General features: G+C 71.0%; 1 protein-coding gene. It reads left to right on the forward strand.

Annotated features, from left to right (window positions below; genetic code table 11):
- Positions 1-1,405: aromatic amino acid ammonia-lyase (locus tag B1A87_RS22655; protein WP_144275967.1), on the forward strand; the 1,405-nt coding region annotated here is incomplete at both ends.

Below are 1,405 nucleotides of genomic sequence, written 5' to 3' on the forward strand. Positions count from 1 at the left end.
GTCCTGAGCGCCGACGCCCTGGAGCTGATGGGGCTGTCCCGCGATGTGGTCCAGGCGGCCATCGACTCCGGCCACAAGGTGTACGGGCTCAACACCCTGCTCGGCTCCGGCCGGGACACCGCCGTCGAGGAGGCATCCATCCTCGACTACCAGATCCAGGTGATCCGGTACCACCACAGCGGCGTGGGAGCACTGCTGGCCCGCGACGAGGTGCGCGCCGTGATCCTGACCAGGCTCATCGGCTTCACCCGCGGCGGTTCGGGAGTCCGCCCGGACACGGCCCGGTTCTATGCCGAACTGCTCAACAGGGGGGTGGTTCCGGCCATTCCGCGTGACGGTTCCGTGGGCTCATCGGACCTGACGCAGCTGGCCGCGGTGGCCGCCGTCGCCATCGGCGAAGGGCAGGCGCTCGCAGAGGACGGCACCGTCGTGACCGGTGCCGAGGCGCTCGCCCGGGCAGGGTTGGAACCGCTGGTCCTGGCACCGGGCGAGGCCCTCGCGCTGGTCAGCGCCAACGCGTACTCCATCGGCGCGGGCGCACTCCAGTTCGGCCGGCTCCTGCGGCTCGCCGACCTCGCAGACACCGCGCTCGCGCTGTCCCTGGAGGCCACCGCAAGGTACGACGGCGGCGGGAACCTCAGCCCGTTTTCGCCTGCGGTGCAGGCGGCCAAGGCCGTGGACGGCCAAAGGGTTTCGGCCGCCAAGGTCCGGTGCCTGCTGCGGGGCGGCTGGCTGGAGGACCCGCGGCGCGAAGCCTCGGTGCAGGACGCCCTGTCCTTCCGCGCGGCACCGCAGACGCACGGGGCGTTCAGGGCCCAGGTGACGGCGCTCGCCGAGGCGCTGGAGGTGGAACTCAACGGCCGCGGCGACAATCCTCTGACGGACCTGGTGTCCGGCCGGATGGTCTCCGGCGGAAATTTCCAGCCGATGCAGCTTGCCCTGGCCTTCGAAGCGCTGCGGCTGGGACTGGCGCACGTGGGGATCAGCAGCGAGCGGCGGATTGCGAAGCTCTATCCGCCGCAGCGGCTTATCAGGCAGCTCAACCTGGAGGCCGCGCGGAGCGGCACCCCGCTGGCGGCCGAGGACCTTCCCGGCCTGCTGTGGTATTCGGCCGCGGGGCTGCTGGCCGAACTCAAGTTCCTCGCCGCCCCGGCAACGCTCGGCGCCCCGACCCTCTCTGCCGACGTGGAGGACCACTCCACCCTGGCGCCGCTGGCCCTCCAGCAGCTGGAACGGGCGGTGGAAACCGCGGGGAAGCTGCTGACCATCGAGGCATTGACGGCCGCGTACCTCCTGGCCGAGGCGCAGGGCGCGGAGGCCGGAGGAAGCCAGTCCGCGGGCGAGGCGAGGCCTGTCTCTTATACACATCTAGATGTGTATAAGAGACAGGGTCAGGTCTCCGGCG

The sequence above is a fragment of the Arthrobacter sp. KBS0703 genome (assembly GCF_002008315.2).
GTDB lineage: Bacteria > Actinomycetota > Actinomycetes > Actinomycetales > Micrococcaceae > Arthrobacter.